Here is a 13300-nt window from a genome sequence, read left to right as displayed (position 1 = left end):
ACAGCGATCGGAGCAAAGCATGAAACTCACTACCTTGGCGATAGGGCTCGCCTGCAGCCTCAGCAGTGCAATAGCGCTCTCTGCTGATCCAATCAACGTCTCATCCTCCGGAAGCGTCATTGGGGACAACGTGCTGTATAGCATTGGCGGCGGCAACGCAGTCACCATGGGGAGCGCAGGTAACATGGATAGTATTTCTGTGGGAGGCGGTTGGAATACCAATCTAATCTGCGGAAACATGAGCCTGAGCACAACCCTTGAAAACCAATTGAATGGTGCCACTTCCGGCTTCAAAAACATCATGAGCTCGGTGGTACAGAGCGCCACCAGCGCCGTGGCTTCGCTGCCGGCACTGATTCTTCAACGTGCGAACCCGGCGCTATACAACCTCATCACCAACGGCATTTTGCAGGCCCGCCTGGACTTCGACCGCTCCAAAGGCACCTGCCGCGCCATTGGCGAAAAGATGGCGGATATCGCCGGTAACCAAATGGGCTGGGGCAAGCTTGCTGAAGGTCAGGCTATGAGTCAGGCGCTAACATCCAACACAGACGCAGTATCGGCGGTGGAACAAGTCGAAAAGAAAGGTGGAAACGATGGCGTCACTTGGGTTGGTGGTGATAGAGCAGGTGGTTCCGGTCAGAAGCCAATTCGTATCGTAGGCGACGTCACCAAGGCTGGCTACAACCTTCTGAACAAGCGCGCGGCCGGCGACACCGCATCCATCAGTAAAGCGAACTGCAACAACGGCATGGTGTGTAATGTCTGGTCATCGCCCCAGGAAGCCACCACCTTTGCCAATCGTGTCCTGGGTGAACAACAACAGCAGACCTGTGACAGTTGCCCTAAAACGGTGACAGCCGCAGGCGTCGGCCTCACGCCGCTGATCCAGGAAACATACGACACCAAGCTGAAGGCCCTGCAGGAACTGCTGAGCGGAAGCAAAACGCTGTCGCTAGAAAACCTGGAAGCAGCGAGCAGCAACTCGTTACCCATCACCCGAGGCGTTGTAGCAGCACTCAAGGATGAGCGCGACCAGGACGTACTCGCTCGCCGGCTTGCCTCCGAAGTCGCGTTGTCCGATGTGTTGGAGAAAGCTCTGACCCTACAGCGCACCTTGATGGCAGGCAGTCGGGAACCGAACGTCGCGGCTAATGACCTCGCCGTCCAGGCAGTCGGCCAGCAGAGCTCCTCGCTGCAACAGGAGATCGGCAACCTCAAAATGGAACTGGACATGCGTCAGCAGCTCGCGAAGAACTCGCCTCTGACCATCATTGAACGCAGCAAAGCACGGGCAGAAGACTCTCGTGGCGTTTCCCCGGGAGCCCCAGAAACGAATCGATTGGACCAGTTGCAGTCACCCGCCCAGAACAAACAGTGAGAAAGGCCATGACCGAAATACAGGAGCCTGTCGCCGCTCCCAACCGTTCGCTGGTTCGACGAACCGGGAGGAGCATTCTGCTTGTTCTGGGTGTTTTGCTCGCGACTGCCGCCCTCGTAGTCCTACTCAGCGCTGTCCTGATGAACATGTTCGACAGCTCCGAGCAATGGCAAGCCTGGCGCACCGACCAATATTGGCCGCTCTTTACCTGGCGCCTAATGCTTTATATCGCACTGACCGTTGCCTGGTTCAAATTCAAGGCACGGTTATCGAACTCAGAACGCTCGAAACGGCGCAAAGGCCTGTTGAAGATCGAGATAATGGTGATCTTATTATTTCTGATGGTTGAACTGAGCAAGGTGCTGTATCAGGCAGGGGGTGTTCTGTGACGCTCTACACCAATGACTATTTAGAGTACTACCTGACGTTGGTCGGTTGGATCATCAACAATGGTATCTGGGCGATGATTTCAGATACCGGTCTATTCGCCCTCCCCTTCTGCATCATCGTTATTCGAGAGTGGCTGAAAGTCCGTGGTGAGGGGGCCGATGAGGGCAACAAAGGCGTTCTCTCACTGGCACGTATCGAAACCAATATCTACGTTGGCTACATCGTAGTCGCATTCTTCGCTGTACCAGCCGTCAATGTGAGTTTTGATACCTTGGCATTTGACCAGAGTAGAGCTCAGCAATGTCAATACAACTTACCTAAACCCACAGACACAGGCTGGAACACAACATTCAGCTCACTGGCAGGAAAGAGTGCCCAGATGCCAATGTGGTGGGCATTAATGCATGCATTATCAAAGGGATTAACCAGTGGCGCTGTAGCAGCAATTCCCTGCGGGACTGATCTACGGCAAGTACGCATGGAAGTTAGCAACACCAAGATCAACAACCCGCTATTGGCTCAGGAAATTGGCGACTTTACGCACGATTGCTATGGACCCTCCCGTGCCAGATTATTCATGCGCCAACCCGAATTGGGAGCGCAAGGGAATGACCCTCGTTTTGCAAAAGAACTCAGCTGGATTGGTTCGCACTATTTATTGAACACCTCGGGATATTACGACACGGACTACTCCAAAACTCCAAGGGCCTCATGGCCCTATAGCTCATCTCGCGATGTGGGTTTACCACAAGTGAGTGGAGGTGGAGGCTATCCAACTTGCAAACAATGGTGGTCGGATAGCGGAGTGGGACTGCGGGATCGTATCAAGGCTCAAGTGTCGCCGGACCTCATGACGAAAATGCTCGGATGGGCAAAGTGGCTATCCCCGGAAGATGTGACTGACTCGCTTGTTCGGCAACTGGTCTCGCCGTCGAACCAGGTGAAAGGGGATGTTTATACGGATTACGGGGGGCAAATCAACGGAACCGTGTGGAATGGAGCAGCCCGGGCAGCAGGGACTCTGGGAGTTGCATTAGGAACTATGGCCTATTTCCCAGCGATGGACATGGTTCGCCAAGCGCTACCGATGGTCATGGCTTTTTTGAAAATGGCGATGGTGATCTGCATTCCGTTGGTATTAATAGTCGGAGCTTACCAACTTCAAGTTGCTATGACCTTGACCGTGATGTTTTTTGCCCTGATCTTCGTGGACTTCTGGTTTCAACTAGCAAGATGGGTAGACAGCACAATACTCGACGCATTGTATGGAGCAGGATCACCATATCTTTCATTTGATCCTGTAATGGGATTGAACACTGCCACTCAGGATGCAATTTTAAACTTCGTGATGGGAGCAATGTTCATTATTCTGCCAGTGTTTTGGATGGGCGCCCTAGGTTGGGCGGGAGTTAAGGCAGGCTCGGTACTGGGCGGGCTACAAACAGGTACAGACGGGGTTCAAAAAGCTGGCTCCCAAGGAGGTGGCCTAGCGAAACAGGCCCTGGGTGACATTTCAAGCAAAAAACCTTAGAAGATTGGTCAAGTTAGTGAGGATGTGTTAGCGGCATCCTCAACTATTCATCATCAGAGTCAATCCGTGCACCGTTCGAATATTGACCATAACCAGATAGGCCGTATCGGAAGCCATCTTCCGACTCAACGGCCCCAGGCTGACCTTCTAGGATAGAAAAATCCCCTTTCACGATTGCTAGTAAAATCAGCACTGTGGCCAGGACACCCATGAATACACTGGCAATCCAATGAAACATCCCCACTGAAAAATACAACAGCACCAACGCCACCGCCAGACGCTTGACCCAACGCAACGTGCGGCTCTGACTGCACCAAACGAGGCGCACAGCCTGACCCAGGCCATAGCCTAAGCGACTTGCTACTCCCTGAGAGGTCTGCGTGGTCATGGTGCGTCTCCTTCTAACCCCACCTAGGGGCGATATGACATTACTTATAATACCGTTTTTTCTCTGCCGCAAGATCATGAGACAAACGGCCGTTACCCTTGGCACCTAGCGCCGTCCCATTTTCGCTGCAGAAATGGCCCAAAAGGTAAAGGGTTCTGTAGAAGCGAATGGAATGGTTCACAAGGGTAAAAGCCTTACCCGAAAGGGCCGCTTTCAGCGGGAAAAAGGTCCAATCTCATCAACGCATCTCCCGAGTCGAATAAATTTCAACTAACTCGTCTTCTGTAAAATTACTAAGCAAAGAAAAGTATTCAGCTCTGGACTCAACCGTCAACGGTTGGATAGAACCTAAATTAATAAGAGTTGAAACAGCCTCGTCAGGAGTCATTTCGCTAGTAAGTGGGGCTCTCTGCCCAGAGTAATAAACCTTGTCAGACGCAATAGCTACATCCAGCAGTTCACGTACTTCACCATAACGAGCGGAACGCGCAGCGGTTAGAAACACTCCATCAAAAACCACCAAGACGCTATCAACGTGAGGAATAATATATTTAGCTAAGGCGACAACCAAAGGAAGGTTGTTGTCCCACCTTGCTTCCTCATCATCAAGATCATTCCCTACGCTAGCAAAAAGAATGATCTCATCACACTTATTGTCACGTATCAAATCACAAAGTGCCCAAACATTATCTGAGGTTGATTTCGTAGCGTAGCGAAGTGAAACCATCATTTTTTCCTCACATGGTCGATCTGCGGCACCGTGCCCTTAGACCGAAACGACGATAATTCTGCATTCCTTTCTCCGTCACCACCATAGAAAGATGGCTCTTCGCCAAAAGAAATACCCGAGACCACCAGTGATCCTTTCCCCTTGCTCGCCCCCCCTTTGATAGGAGAAAAGCCTGCCCCATGAATCATTTACGGAGCAGGCGATGTTCTCTATTTTCCGCCGCAATAAAGCGCTACCCGCCCAAAGCCCCTCCCCTAACGGTTTTATACAGCCGGCCTCTAGCCATGCACTACTGGCATCGCCGCGCCGTCAGAAACTACTGGAGAACATTTGGCAGCGCGCATCGTTATCTCGCTCACAGTTTGTCGAGCTCTATAGGCGTCCACTTGAGCGCTACGCGGAGTTGGTCCAGCAGCTCCCTGCTTCGCAAAACCACCATCATGCACACCCTGGCGGCATGCTGGATCACGGGCTTGAAATCGTCGCCTATGCCTTGAAAATTCGACAGAGCTACCTGCTTCCTATAGGCGCACCGCCGGAGTCTCAATCCGCACAGGCTGAGGCCTGGACTGCCGCCGCGGCTTACGGCGCTCTGATACACGACCTCGGCAAGATCGCCGTCGACGTGCACGTCGAGCTGGCAGGAGGTAAAACCTGGCACCCGTGGCACGGCCCAATCGATCGTCCCTATCGATTCCGCTACGTGAAAGGACGCAACTACCAACTTCACGGAGCCGCTGCCGCACTGATCTACGCGCAGATCCTCTCCTCAGAAATCTTAGATTGGCTCAGTAATTTCCCCGAAGTGTGGTCGCAATTAATCTTCATTTTGGCTGGTCAGTACGAACATGCCGGCATTTTGGGAGAGATCGTGGTCAAGGCCGATCAGGCGTCCGTCGCACAGGAACTCGGTGGAAATCCAGCCCGCGCGCTGTCCGCGCCCAAACAGTCTTTGCAGCGTCAATTAGCAGATGGGTTGCGTCACCTGGTCCGAGATACATTCAAACTGAATCAACCCGATGGACCGTCAGATGGATGGCTGACACAGGATGCTCTTTGGCTGGTTAGCAAGCCTATTGCTGATCAATTGCGAGCCTATTTGCTGACCCAAGGCGTTGAAGGTGTACCCAGTTCGAATGCGCCTTTTTTCAACATGCTGCAAGATCAGGGGGTAATCCAAACCAATGCCCAAGACAAAGCAATCTGGAAAGCCACGATAGACAATGGTCGTGGCTGGCGAAACACCTTCACCCTGCTGAAGCTCTCACCGGCACTGATCTGGAATGATCCAAGTGATCGGCCCACAGCTTACGCTGGGATTCTTGAGGTAGAAGCTGGCAACCCGGTAGAAGACTCTGCAGCTGAAAATACCGTCGCCACACCGGCCAAAAAGTCGCCTTCGGAAATTCAATCCAGCCATGTGCCGGCGCCTTTAGCACCGGCACAGCCATCACCGTTCGAACTACCTCAGCATTCCTCGAGCAGTACCGATGAATTTGACGAGCTACTGGCGCTCCTTGGTAACATCAATGAGCCATCAGAAGACACCAAAAACAAAGCGGTCTCAGCGGCACATACCGCGCCTCCGAAACTGGATGAAATCCAGCCTTCCCAAACCTCCAATCAAGGAGGTGCGCCTTTAGCAATAATCGAAGAAGTCACTCCGATGCCTAGCAATAACACCGAGATCGGTCAGGGATTTGTTGAATGGCTTAAGAAAGGCATCGCATCCCGGACCATCATTATCAACGATACCAAAGCGCTGGTTCATACCGTAGCAGGGACCGCTATGCTGGTAACGCCTGGAATTTTCAAACGCTACGTCCTTGAATTCCCCCATATCGAACAGCAAGCCAAAGTACAGCAAGTCAGCGCCTGGCAGCTGGTTCAACGTAGTTTCGAGAAACAGAAACTTCATCGAAAAACGCATAAGAGTTTGAATATTTGGACCTGTGACGTTGTTGGACCTCGAAAATCCAAGCAGCTCAAGGGGTACTTACTACTAGACCCGCGAACAATCTTCTCTGAGGTCCCTTTCGACAATATCAGCCTGTCCTTGAAGTCAGAAGCAACGGAGCCGCCACAATGACGACGCCCTCGAATCTGACGGAGGAATACATCTTTGCCCATGATCTGCGGCCTGCCAGTGCAAAGATCTATCGTGCCTCGACCAAAGCACTACTCAAGCATTTCCGAACGGCCTCAGTTGAGGAGATCGATCATCGTGCGGTTCTGACATGGCGAAAAAAAGTCCTTGAGAACGGATTATCCAAACGCAGCTGGAACACCTATTCAAATCACCTTCGAACTGTTTGGGGCTATGCCATAGAACACGGCCTGATGACCCATACCACGATCAACCCATTCAAGAAAACCAGCGTTATCCCACCAAAGCGAGCCAGCAAGATAATCAATGGAGACGCCATCCAACGAGCACGCAACTGGCTCATATCCCTTGTAGGCCAAGAACGTTGTACGCATGAACGTAGCCAGATCACACCAGCCTGGTTCTGGCTCAGCGTCTTCGAGATGTTTTATTACACAGGCATACGTCTGAATGCCCTGCTGTGCCTGCGCTACAAAGATATCGACTGGGACAGCCAGATGATCTTGGTCCGCGGTGAAACAGAGAAGACTCATCGGGAGTTTTTCCTCCCCATTATGGAAGGACTCGCTCCACACTTATCCAGGATCCTGGGGGAGGCCGAAAAAATCGGTTTTTCACCAGACGATCAGCTGTTCAACGTCAACAGATTCTCTCGTCACTTCTATGGCAAGGAAATGAACATTGACCAGGTGGAGTCAATGTACGGCAAGCTCACCGATAAGATCGGCGTGCGCATGACCCCTCACCGCTTCAGGCACACATTAGCAACAGACTTGATGAAGCAGCCTGAGCGAAACATTCATCTCACGAAAAGCCTGCTGAATCACTCGAATCTAGCGACAACGATGAATTACATAGAGGCGGACTACGACCATATGCGTGCTGTTCTGCATGAGCGAAGCCTGGCTCAGGGCGCTCTAAGCCGAGTGAGACGGGTTGATCCAAGTGGCACACCCTCTGCCCCCTTACCCGCCAAGATAGGTGTGCACTCACAGGAAACCGCTCAACCAGAGCCCAAGAAGCTGCCAGCTCCACAACAATCTAGCAGCACAGAGGTCAGTATTGACCGGCCGACCAAGTCGACTGGCCGAAGCGCGCTACAGAGAGCTCTCGAGCTCGCATCTGCGCAACTGCATCGCGAGTCAATGACATGCTCCATGGACCCACCGGTAGATCAAGTAGAGCAGAGTTTACTATTGACGCTAATGGCGAGCGGGCTTGGTGTCGGCACCTTCAGGAAACGCACCTCAACTGAGCATTCAATGCGAAGCTCATCATTTTCTCGAGCATCGCCCTAGTACGCTCATAATCGAAGCGCACTGGCTGTAGGGAATTCTGGTTGGCCAGAGGCTTTCGCTTGCCCGGAATAAAGCACCATGTCGAGACTCAGATTTTTTCAGACGAACGGTAAGACTTTGTTCGAAACACAAAAAAAGGCGCCATAAAGGCGCCTTTTTTCATTAAATATGGTCGGGGTAGGGGGATTCGAACTCCCGACATCCTGCTCCCAAAGCAGGCGCGCTACCGGACTGCGCTATACCCCGGAATGCACATCGCAAAACCGATGCACATTGACATCATGACGAACCGAAACTACTGTTCGCCTCAGACGGCTGCATGTCTACGGCGATATCTAAGTGCTGTAACACTTTCCAAAACCGTAAAACCGCCTCTATCAGAGCTAGAACCTCTGATTCTAAGATTTGATTCCAGCGCTAACTGGTCTCAAAAATGGTGGGTCGTGTGGGATTCGAACCTACGACCAATTGGTTAAAAGCCAACTGCTCTACCAACTGAGCTAACGACCCAAATATGGTCGGGGTAGGGGGATTCGAACTCCCGACATCCTGCTCCCAAAGCAGGCGCGCTACCGGACTGCGCTATACCCCGGTTTGAAATTGGCTCCGTGACCAGGACTCGAACCTGGGACCCAATGATTAACAGTCATTTGCTCTACCGACTGAGCTATCACGGAACTACATATTTCAAAGTACAACTTCTACTGCGTACAACCTTCTCTTCGACCCTGTCCGTATCGCTACGTTAGCGTCTCTGAGGCGCGCTATTCTACAATCTTAAAAACCCCTGTCAACCCTTTAAATTGCTTTTAAGACAATGATTTGCGCTTCTTTCTGATTTCTTCTTGGGGAGAAGAAACCCGTGGGCTGACGTTGCTGCGGGGCGCACTTTACAAGCCTTTGCCTTACAGTTCAACGCCCTATCGAAAAAAAAGGCCCCGCAATGCGGGGCCCCCTCTTATAGCAGTGCCAGCCGGGCTTAGTGGAAGACGATTTCGTCGTTCTCCACGGTTGCCTCGACGCTGGTGCCCGGCATGAAGCTGCCCGACAGGATCAGCTGCGCCAGCGGGTTTTCGATCCAGCGCTGGATCGCACGTTTCAACGGCCGTGCGCCATACACCGGGTCGTAACCCACCGCGATCAGCTTGTCCAACGCCTCGCTGCTCAGGTCCAGCGCCAGTTCGCGCTCGGCCAGACGTGCACGCAGGCGTCCCAGCTGGATCTCGGTGATACCGGCGATCTGATCCCGCGCCAGAGGCTCGAAGATCACCACTTCATCCACCCGGTTGATAAATTCCGGCCGGAAGTGCGTGGTCAGCGCGTCCATCACCGCTGCGCGCTGGGCCTCGCGATCACCCACCAGTTCCTGGATCTGCGCCGAGCCCAGGTTGGAGGTCATCACGATCACGGTGTTGCGAAAATCCACCGTACGGCCGTGGCTGTCGGTCAGACGGCCATCCTCCAGCACTTGCAGCAGGATGTTGAACACATCCGGGTGCGCCTTCTCGACCTCATCGAGCAAGATCACCGAGTAAGGCTTGCGCCGCACGGCTTCGGTCAGGTAACCACCCTCCTCGTAGCCCACATAGCCTGGTGGTGCACCGATCAGGCGAGCCACCGAGTGTTTCTCCATGAACTCGGACATGTCGATGCGCACCATCGCCTCTTCAGTATCAAAGAGGAATTCAGCCAAGGCCTTGCACAGCTCGGTCTTACCTACGCCGGTCGGGCCGAGGAACATGAACGAACCACTCGGGCGATTCGGGTCGGACAGCCCGGCGCGCGAACGCCGCACCGCGTTGGACACCGCCACCACGGCCTCTTCCTGGCCAATAACGCGCTGGTGCAACAGGCTTTCCATCTTCAACAGCTTGTCGCGCTCGCCTTCGAGCATTTTCGACACGGGAATACCGGTCCACTTGGAGACCACCTCGGCAATTTCTTCCTCGGTCACCTTGCTGCGCAGCAACTGGTTCTCGCTGTGCCCATGCTGGTCGACCATCTGCAGGCTACGTTCCAGGTCCGGGATGACCCCGTACTGCAACTCGGCCATGCGGCTCAGGTCGCCTTTGCGGCGGGCAGCTTCCAGTTCCTGGCGGGATTGCTCGATTTTCTGCTGGATCTGCGCAGAACCCTGCACTTCAGCTTTTTCCGAGGTCCAGATTTCCTCGAGGTCCGAATACTCCCGCTCCAGGCGTACGATTTCTTCCTGGAGTTTTTCCAGGCGCTTCTTCGCTGCCTCGTCTTCTTCTTTCTTCAGCGCCTGGGATTCGACTTTCAGTTGAATCAGGCGGCGATCCAGGCGGTCGAGCACTTCCGGCTTGGAATCGATCTCCATGCGAATGCGGCTGGCCGCTTCGTCGATCAAGTCGATGGCCTTGTCGGGCAACTGCCGGTCAGTGATATAGCGATGGCTCAACTTGGCCGCCGCAATGATCGCGCCGTCGGTGATCGCGACTTTATGGTGAACCTCATAGCGTTCTTTCAGGCCACGCAGGATGGCAATGGTGTCCTCTTCGCTCGGTTCTTCCACCAGCACTTTCTGGAAACGCCGCTCAAGCGCCGCATCCTTTTCGATGTACTGACGGTATTCGTTGAGCGTGGTGGCACCGACGCAATGCAACTCGCCTCGCGCCAGGGCAGGCTTGAGCATGTTGCCCGCATCCATGGAGCCCTCGCCCTTACCCGCGCCGACCATGGTGTGCAGTTCGTCGATAAACAGAATGATCTGCCCTTCCTGCTTGGACAATTCATTAAGCAGGGATTTCAGACGTTCTTCGAACTCGCCACGGAACTTGGCGCCGGCAATCAACGACCCCATGTCCAGGGACAGCAGGCGCTTGCCTTTGAGGCCGTCCGGCACTTCACCATTGATGATGCGCTGGGCCAGGCCCTCGGCGATGGCGGTTTTACCCACGCCAGGCTCACCGATCAGTACCGGGTTGTTCTTGGTGCGACGCTGAAGCACCTGGATGGTGCGACGAATTTCATCGTCACGACCGATCACCGGGTCAAGCTTGCCCTCTTCGGCACGCTTGGTCAGGTCGACGGTGTACTTATCCAGGGCTTGGCGCGACTCCTCGTGATTGGGGTCATTAACCGCCTCGCCGCCGCGCAGATTGTTGATGGCGTTTTCCAGGGCTTTCTTGCTCACGCCCTGGCCAAGCAACAATTTGCCGAGCTTGCTGTTGTCGTCCATCGCGGCAAGCAGCACCAGCTCGCTGGAAATGAACTGGTCACCTTTCTGCTGGGCCAGGCGGTCTGCCTGGTTCAGCAGGCGTGCCAGGTCCTGCGACATATTTACGTCGCCGGTGGGGTTTTGGATTTTCGGCAGTTGGTCGAGCTCTTTGCTCAACTCTTTGCGCAGGCTGTTGACGTCAAAGCCCACCTGCATCAACAAGGGCTTGATAGAACCACCTTGTTGCTCCAGGAGCGCTTGCATCAAGTGCGCCGGTTCAATCGCCGGGTGGTCAAGGCCGACCGCCAGGGACTGGGAATCCGATAAGGCCAACTGCAATTTGCTGGTTAAACGATCAATACGCATTAGTCACCTTCCTTTTGAGCAGGCCGGAGCTGTAAACACATCCTGAATGAAGAAACCTGCCAGATACCCTTATAGATGGGGTGGATTTTGCGGGATTCAAGCAGCTGTGGGTTGATACAGGTCAGGACAGTCTAGCGTTCAAGCCAGATAAGGGAGGCGAATCGGCCCGTACGCGGGCTGCGGCGGTAAGAAAAGAAGCGCGGGTCGGTCACGGTGCAAAAACCGCCACCATAGACAGCGCTAATGCCCCGCACGGCAAGGCGCAGGCGGGCGAGCTGATAGATGTCGGCCATGAACTTGCCGGGATTGCGACCGGGAACGAAGGCTTGGGCAGTCGCCGGCAGTTGCTGCATGAAGGCTTCACGCACCTCGGGGCCGACTTCAAAGGCTTGCGGGCCAATGGCCGGGCCGAGCCAGACCAGAACGTCGGCGGGGTCGCTCTCAAGGCTCTCAAAAGCGGCCTCCAGCACGCCGGCCGCCAGCCCACGCCAACCGGCATGAGCCGCCGCAACGCGGGTGCCCGCTCGATTGCAGAACAATGCAGGCAGGCAGTCAGCCGTCATCGATGTGCAGGCGATGCCCGGCGTGCTGGTCCAGGCGCCATCGGCTTCGGCAATACGGCCCGGATCGGCCTCGACCACGCTGACCCCGTGGACTTGGCGCAACCAGGCCGGCTGAATATCGAAGGCATCGGTAAGGCGACGACGATTTTCCAGAACGGCCTCAAGGCTGTCCTCGACATGATCGCCCAGGTTGAGGCTGTCGAACGGCGCCACACTGACGCCGCCCGCGCGGGTGGTGACGCAGGCCTTGACCCGAGACGGCGCGGGCCAGTCCGGAATCAGCCAGTCATTCATCCGACAAACGCCTCGCGATCCTGCTTGAGCAGCGACAACAACCAGACCAGATCATCCGGAAGCGGCGATTCCCAGCTCATGCGCTTACCGCTCGTCGGATGATCCAGTTCCAGGAAGCGTGCATGCAGCGCCTGGCGCGGGAACGTCTTGAGCGATTCAACCATGGTCTGGCTGGCCGCCGGCGGAATGCGGAAGCGGCCACCGTAGGCCGGATCGCCGACCAACGGGAAGTTGATGTGGGCCATGTGCACGCGGATCTGGTGAGTACGACCGGTTTCCAGCTTGACCCGCACGTGAGTGTGGGAACGGAAACGCTCCAGCACGCGATAGTGGCTGACGGCCTGCTTGCCGCCCTCCATCACCGCCATGCGCTGGCGCTGCTGGCCGTGGCGACCGATGGGGGCGTTGATCTTGCCCCCCGCCACCACTACACCGATCACGATGCATTCGTAGATCCGGCTGACGCTGCGACTCTGCAATTGAGTAACAAGCTGCGTCTGCGCCTGAATGGTCTTGGCCACCACCATCAAGCCGGTGGTGTCCTTGTCCAGACGGTGCACGATGCCGCAACGCGGCACATTGATGATGTCTGGCACGTGGTGCAGCAAGGCATTGAGCAAGGTGCCATCAGCATGCCCGGCAGCCGGGTGAACCACCAGGCCTGCGGGTTTGTTGATGACCAGGATGTCGTCGTCTTCATAGACGATATCCAGCTCGATGTCCTGGGCGACCCATTCTCCCTGGGCTTCCTGCTCGGCAGTCAGCTCAAGAATCGCACCGCCATGGACTATGTCTCGCGGGCGGATAACCGCTCCATCCACAGTCAGGCGGCCGTCTTTGATCCAGGCGGAAAGGCGCGAGCGCGAGTGCTCAGCGAATAATTGTGCGGCGACTTGATCGAGGCGTTGGCCGCCCAATTCGGACGGCACCTCTGCGCGAAGTTCAATTTTATCGGACATGCTCAGACTAGGCGTGGCACAGCCTTTGGTTTCGGCTGCGCGCTTGTGGTTAAATACGGCGTCTTTTGCCCCGAGGCTTTCAACGGGGCGCTCATCATAACAGGACGGCCCCGCC

General features: G+C 55.0%; 10 protein-coding genes and 4 tRNA genes. 5 read left to right on the top strand and 9 right to left on the bottom strand.

The features are described 5' to 3' along the window. Nucleotides 1-19 precede the first annotated feature (19 nt). The 3 genes from SC318_RS04085 to SC318_RS04075 are packed head-to-tail and all read left to right on the top strand — an operon-like array spanning nucleotide 20 to nucleotide 3302. A complete protein-coding gene (locus tag SC318_RS04085; protein ID WP_024073345.1) occupies nucleotides 20-1381 on the top strand; it encodes an integrating conjugative element protein in 1362 nt (453 codons plus the stop codon). An 8-nt stretch (nucleotides 1382-1389) separates the two neighbouring features. After that, a complete protein-coding gene (locus SC318_RS04080) occupies nucleotides 1390-1770 on the top strand; it encodes a hypothetical protein (RefSeq protein ID WP_320429753.1) in 381 nt (126 codons plus the stop codon). Further along, nucleotides 1767-3302 (top strand): conjugal transfer protein TraG N-terminal domain-containing protein, encoded by a 1536-nt coding sequence (locus tag SC318_RS04075; protein WP_320429752.1) that lies wholly within the window; start codon nucleotides 1767-1769, stop codon nucleotides 3300-3302. The genes SC318_RS04080 and SC318_RS04075 overlap by 4 nt, the downstream gene beginning before the upstream one ends. 43 nt (nucleotides 3303-3345) lie before the next feature. On the opposite strand, the gene SC318_RS04070 is transcribed toward SC318_RS04075, so the two are convergent. Beyond that, entirely contained in the window at nucleotides 3346-3690 is a 345-nt protein-coding gene (locus SC318_RS04070; protein WP_122365620.1) for a DUF3742 family protein, read from the bottom strand. A gap of 238 nt (nucleotides 3691-3928) precedes the next feature. Then, a complete protein-coding gene (locus tag SC318_RS04065; protein ID WP_320429751.1) occupies nucleotides 3929-4417 on the bottom strand; it encodes a hypothetical protein in 489 nt (162 codons plus the stop codon). A 205-nt stretch (nucleotides 4418-4622) separates the two neighbouring features. On the opposite strand from SC318_RS04065, the gene mobH reads away from it, so the two are divergent. Beyond that, nucleotides 4623-6509, top strand: coding sequence for a MobH family relaxase (mobH, locus tag SC318_RS04060; protein WP_320429750.1), 1887 nt, complete (start codon nucleotides 4623-4625; stop codon nucleotides 6507-6509). Further along, nucleotides 6506-7825 (top strand): site-specific integrase, encoded by a 1320-nt coding sequence (xerC, locus tag SC318_RS04055; RefSeq protein WP_320429749.1) that lies wholly within the window; start codon nucleotides 6506-6508, stop codon nucleotides 7823-7825. The genes mobH and xerC overlap by 4 nt, the downstream gene beginning before the upstream one ends. 169 nt (nucleotides 7826-7994) lie before the next feature. Here xerC and SC318_RS04050 read toward each other — a convergent pair. The 7 genes from SC318_RS04050 to rluD all read right to left on the bottom strand — a co-directional run bounded on the left by SC318_RS04050 (nucleotide 7995) and on the right by rluD (nucleotide 13185). After that, nucleotides 7995-8071, bottom strand: a tRNA-Pro gene (locus tag SC318_RS04050). Nucleotides 8072-8259: 188 nt separating this feature from the next. Further along, nucleotides 8260-8335: transfer RNA gene (locus tag SC318_RS04045), tRNA-Lys, on the bottom strand. 5 nt (nucleotides 8336-8340) lie between these two features. Continuing rightward, a tRNA-Pro gene (locus SC318_RS04040) sits at nucleotides 8341-8417 on the bottom strand. A gap of 9 nt (nucleotides 8418-8426) precedes the next feature. Continuing rightward, nucleotides 8427-8502: transfer RNA gene (locus SC318_RS04035), tRNA-Asn, on the bottom strand. 302 nt (nucleotides 8503-8804) lie between these two features. Continuing rightward, a complete protein-coding gene (gene clpB / locus SC318_RS04030) occupies nucleotides 8805-11369 on the bottom strand; it encodes an ATP-dependent chaperone ClpB (RefSeq protein WP_320429748.1) in 2565 nt (854 codons plus the stop codon). 131 nt (nucleotides 11370-11500) lie between these two features. After that, a complete protein-coding gene (gene pgeF, locus SC318_RS04025; protein WP_320429747.1) occupies nucleotides 11501-12226 on the bottom strand; it encodes a peptidoglycan editing factor PgeF in 726 nt (241 codons plus the stop codon). Then, nucleotides 12223-13185 (bottom strand): 23S rRNA pseudouridine(1911/1915/1917) synthase RluD, encoded by a 963-nt coding sequence (gene rluD, locus SC318_RS04020; RefSeq protein WP_003188422.1) that lies wholly within the window; start codon nucleotides 13183-13185, stop codon nucleotides 12223-12225. Before rluD ends, pgeF begins: the two co-directional genes overlap by 4 nt. Nucleotides 13186-13300: the final 115 nt, after the last annotated feature.

Source organism: Pseudomonas sp. MUP55 (genome assembly GCF_034043515.1).
GTDB lineage: Bacteria > Pseudomonadota > Gammaproteobacteria > Pseudomonadales > Pseudomonadaceae > Aquipseudomonas.
The sequence above is the reverse complement of the archived record's forward strand: the minus strand, read 5'-3'. Positions and strand labels throughout refer to the sequence as shown.

Bases quoted from the DNA above. Each gene is read 5' to 3' on its own strand.
- SC318_RS04085 (WP_024073345.1), top strand. From the start codon at position 20: ATGAAACTCACTACCTTGGCGATAGGGCTCGCCTGCAGCCTCAGCAGT.
- SC318_RS04080 (WP_320429753.1), top strand. From the start codon at position 1,390: ATGACCGAAATACAGGAGCCTGTCGCCGCTCCCAACCGTTCGCTGGTT.
- SC318_RS04070 (WP_122365620.1), bottom strand. From the start codon at position 3,690: ATGACCACGCAGACCTCTCAGGGAGTAGCAAGTCGCTTAGGCTATGGC.
- SC318_RS04065 (WP_320429751.1), bottom strand. From the start codon at position 4,417: ATGGTTTCACTTCGCTACGCTACGAAATCAACCTCAGATAATGTTTGG.
- mobH (WP_320429750.1), top strand. From the start codon at position 4,623: ATGTTCTCTATTTTCCGCCGCAATAAAGCGCTACCCGCCCAAAGCCCC.
- xerC (WP_320429749.1), top strand. From the start codon at position 6,506: ATGACGACGCCCTCGAATCTGACGGAGGAATACATCTTTGCCCATGAT.
- clpB (WP_320429748.1), bottom strand. From the start codon at position 11,369: ATGCGTATTGATCGTTTAACCAGCAAATTGCAGTTGGCCTTATCGGAT.
- pgeF (WP_320429747.1), bottom strand. From the start codon at position 12,226: ATGAATGACTGGCTGATTCCGGACTGGCCCGCGCCGTCTCGGGTCAAG.
- rluD (WP_003188422.1), bottom strand. From the start codon at position 13,185: ATGTCCGATAAAATTGAACTTCGCGCAGAGGTGCCGTCCGAATTGGGC.